Annotated in this window: 2 protein-coding genes and 1 pseudogene; 1 reads left to right on the top strand and 2 read right to left on the bottom strand. The window is 71.2% G+C overall.

Features of this window, described 5'->3' with window-relative positions; all coding sequences use genetic code 11:
- Window positions 1–1,993 (top strand): endopeptidase La (gene lon, locus ACOADB_RS18360; RefSeq protein WP_378601623.1); only part of this gene is annotated, 1,993 nt, incomplete at its 5' end.
- On the opposite strand, the gene ACOADB_RS18355 is transcribed toward lon, so the two are convergent.
- Both ACOADB_RS18355 and ACOADB_RS18350 read right to left on the bottom strand, forming a co-directional pair.
- On the bottom strand, window positions 1,994–3,664 hold the full coding sequence (locus tag ACOADB_RS18355; protein WP_378601620.1) for a DNA repair helicase XPB: 1,671 nt from the start codon (window positions 3,662–3,664) through the stop codon (window positions 1,994–1,996). It abuts the gene before it with no gap.
- A 9-nt stretch (window positions 3,665–3,673) separates the two neighbouring features.
- Window positions 3,674–4,043 (bottom strand): annotated as a pseudogene (locus ACOADB_RS18350) (hypothetical protein); the annotation flags it as partial.

Below are 4,043 nucleotides of genomic sequence, written 5' to 3'. Positions count from 1 at the left end.
GGTCGACGACGCCGTGCGTGCGCTGGCCGACGAGTACAAGCAGCTCGTCGTCGGTCTCCTGCACCGCCGCGAGGCCTGGCAGGTCGCGGACAACGTGACCCGGATCGAGGACCCGGCGACGCTCGCCGACACGGCCGGGTACGCGCCGTACCTCAGCGACGACCGCAAGCGGCAGCTGCTCGAGACGCCTGCCGTGGCCGAGCGCCTGCAGCTCCTCGTCGACTGGACCCGTGACTTCGTCACCGAGTCCGAGGTCAGCGAGAAGATCGAGTCGGACGTCCGGGAGTCCCTGGAGAAGTCGCAGCGGGACTACCTGCTGCGCCAACAGCTCGCCGCGATCCGCAAGGAGCTCGGTGAGGGCGAGGCCGACACCGATGACTACCGCAGCCGGGTCGAGGCCGCCGACGTGCCCGACCACGTTCGCGAGGCGCTGCTGCGCGAGGTCGACAAGCTCGAACGGGCCAGCGACCAGAACCCCGAGGCCGGCTGGATCCGGACCTGGCTCGACACGGTGCTCGACCTGCCGTGGTCGGTCCGGACCGAGGACGACACGGACGTCGTCGCTGCTCGCGCGGTCCTCGACGCCGACCACCACGGGCTCGACGAGGTGAAGGACCGGATCACGGAGTACCTCGCCGTACGTGCCCGTCGGGAGGAGCGTGGCCTCGATGTCGTCGGCGGCCGCGGCTCCGGTGCCGTGATCCTGCTGGCCGGTCCTCCGGGAGTCGGCAAGACGTCGCTCGGTGAGTCCGTCGCCCGTGCCCTCGGGCGCAACTTCGTCCGCGTCGCCCTCGGCGGTGTCCGGGACGAGGCCGAGATCCGGGGCCACCGGCGGACGTACGTCGGCGCCCTGCCCGGTCGCGTCGTACGCGCCATCAAGGAGGCCGGTTCGATGAACCCGGTCGTGCTCCTCGACGAGATCGACAAGGTCGGTTCGGACTACCGCGGTGACCCCGCGGCGGCGCTGCTCGAGGTCCTGGACCCCGCGCAGAACCACACGTTCCGCGACCACTACCTCGAGCTCGACCTCGACCTGTCGAACGTGCTGTTCATCGCGACCGCCAACGACATCGGCCAGATCCCCGCGGCGTTGCTGGACCGGATGGAGCTGGTCACCCTCGACGGCTACACCGAGGACGACAAGGTCGCGATCGCCCGGGACTTCCTGGTGCCGCGGCAGCTCGAGCGCGCCGCGCTCGGCACCGACGAGGTGACCATCAGCGACGAGGCACTGCGCGAGATCGCGTCGAACTACACCCGCGAAGCCGGTGTCCGCCAGGTCGAGCGGCTGCTCGCCAAGGCCTTCCGCAAGGCCACCGCCCGTCTCGCGTCTGGCGAGGTGGACCGCGTCGACATCGGCCTCGACCAGCTCAACGACCTCATCGGGCGTCCCCGGTTCACGCCGGACGTCCAGGAGCGGACCTCCGTCCCCGGTGTCGCCACCGGTCTCGCCGTGACCGGCATGGGCGGTGACGTGCTGTACGTCGAGACGTCGGTCGCCGAGGGCGAGGCCGGCCTGACGGTCACCGGTCAGCTCGGTGACGTGATGAAGGAATCGGCCCGGATCGCGCTCTCCTGGGTGCGCTCGCACGCCGCCGAGCTCGGTGTCCCGGCCTCCGCCTTCGAGCGGTCGCTGCACGTGCACTTCCCGGCGGGTGCGATCCCGAAGGACGGCCCGTCGGCCGGCGTCACGATGGTGACGGCGCTGGTGTCGCTGCTGACCGGCCGCCCCGTGCGGTCCGACGTGGCGATGACCGGCGAGGTCACCCTCTCCGGTCGCGTGCTCCCGATCGGCGGCGTGAAGCAGAAGCTGCTCGCCGCGCAGCGGGCCGGGGTCACGGACGTGTTCATTCCCGAACGCAACCGGCCCGACCTGGACGACGTACCGGCGGAGATCCTGGAGCAGCTGACGGTGCACCCGGTCGGCCACGTGACCGAGATCCTCGGCCTGGCGCTGGTCGCCGCGGAGGAACAGGCCGTCAGCGCGGCCTGATCAGACCTGGTCCGCTGACGCGTCCAGGTCGTCGGCGTCGACGATCCGGTACGCGTACCCCTGCTCGGCCAGGAACCGCTGGCGGTTCTGGGCGAAGTCGGCGTCGACGGTGTCGCGGGAGACGATCGTGTAGAACCGCGCGATCTTCCGCTCACCGTCGGGGCCGGGTTCCCCGGGCCGCAGCAGGCGGCCGAGGCGCTGGGCCTCCTCCTGGCGGGAACCGAACGAGCCGGAGACCTGGATGGCGACCTCGGCGCTGGGCAGGTCGATCGAGAAGTTCGCGACCTTCGACACGACCAGCAGTCCGACCTCACCACTGCGGAACGCCTCGAACAGTCGCTGGCGTTCCTTGACCGGGGTGGCGCCCGTGATGACGGGGGCGTCGAGGGCCTGGGACAGCTCCTCGATCTGGTCGAGGTACTGGCCGATCACGAGCGTCGGCTGGTTGGCGTGGCGCGCGACCAGGTCGCGGACGACCCGGATCTTCTCTGGCGTGCACGCGGCCAGGCGGTAGCGCTCCTCGGCCTCGGACGTCGCGTAGACCATCCGCGCGGAGTCGGTCAGGCTGACGCGCACCTCGATGCAGTCGGCCGGGGCGATCCAGCCCTGCGCCTCGATGTCCTTCCACGGGGCGTCGTACCGCTTCGGGCCGATCAGCGAGAACACGTCGCCCTCGCGGCCGTCCTCGCGCACGAGTGTGGCGGTCAGGCCGATCCGGCGACGCGCCTGGAGGTTGGCCGTCATCCGGAAGATCGGTGCGGGCAGCAGGTGCACCTCGTCGTACACGATCAGGCCCCAGTCGCGGGCGTCGAAGAGCTCGAGGTGCGGGTAGATGCCCTTCCGCTTGGTCGTGATGACCTGGTACGTCGCGATGGTGACCGGCCGGATCTCCTTGACGGTGCCGGAGTACTCGCCGATCTCGTCTGCGGTCAGCGACGTGCGCTTGACCAGCTCGTCCTTCCACTGCCGCGCGCTGACCGTGTTGGTGACCAGGATCAGCGTGGTGGCCTGCGCCTGCGCCATGGCGGCCGCGCCGACGATGGTCTTGCCCGCTCCGCACGGCAGTACGACGACCCCGGAGCCGCCGTTCCAGAACGACTCGGCGGCCTCGCGCTGGTAGGTGCGCAGCTCCCAGTCGTCCTCGGTGAGGTCGATCGCGTGGGCCTCGCCGTCGACGTACCCGGCATAGTCCTCGGCCGGCCAGCCGAGCTTCAGCAGCGCCTGCTTGAGGTTGCCCCGCTCGGAGGGGTGGACTGCCACGGAGTCGGGGTCGAGGCGCTCGCCGAGCATCCCGGCGATCTTCTTGGCGCGCAGGACCTCTTCGAGCACGGGTCGATCGGTCGACGTCAGCACGAGGCCGTGGACGGGGTGCTTCTCGAGCTTCAGCCGGCCGTAGCGCGCCATCGTCTCCGCGACGTCGACCAGCAACGCGTGCGGGACGGCGTAGCGCGAGAAGCTGAGCAGGGTGTCGACGACCTGCTCGGCGTCGTGACCGGCGGCGCGGGCGTTCCACAGGCCGAGCGGCGTGAGCCGGTAGGTGTGGATGTGTTCGGGGGAGCGCTCGAGCTCTGCGAAGGGGGCGATCGCCTTGCGGCACTCGGCCGCCTGCGGATGGTCGACCTCCAGCAGCAGGGACTTGTCCGACTGCACGATCAACGGTCCGTCTGTCACCGCACGAGACTACGCGACCGGAACGACCCGACTGATCCGGTGCACGGCGTAGGTCCGCTCGGCGTCGGGGTCGTCGGCCTCCGCGTCCTGGTCGCGAGCGGTCAGCCGGCCGCCTTCGACGGCGAGGGGTGCGACGGCGCGCTCGCTCACGACGCCCTGGTTGTCGGTGAACCCGATGAGTACGACGCCGCGCCGCTCGATGGCTTCCCGGAGGGCGGACAGCACGCCACCGCCGGGCGCCGAGGCCGAGGCCGGCCGGTTGCGGGCCGCTGCGTCGCCCTCCCGAAGGTTCGACACGGCCGTGACCACGTGGGCCGACTGGCGAGCCGCGGCGCGCGCCGGGTCCGCCGAGTCGCGGGTCCGTGGTGACCGGGCCCGG

Source organism: Nocardioides sp. CPCC 206348, assembly GCF_048654705.1.
Classification (GTDB): domain Bacteria; phylum Actinomycetota; class Actinomycetes; order Propionibacteriales; family Nocardioidaceae; genus Nocardioides.
This window is presented reverse-complemented; position numbering and strand designations above follow the sequence as displayed.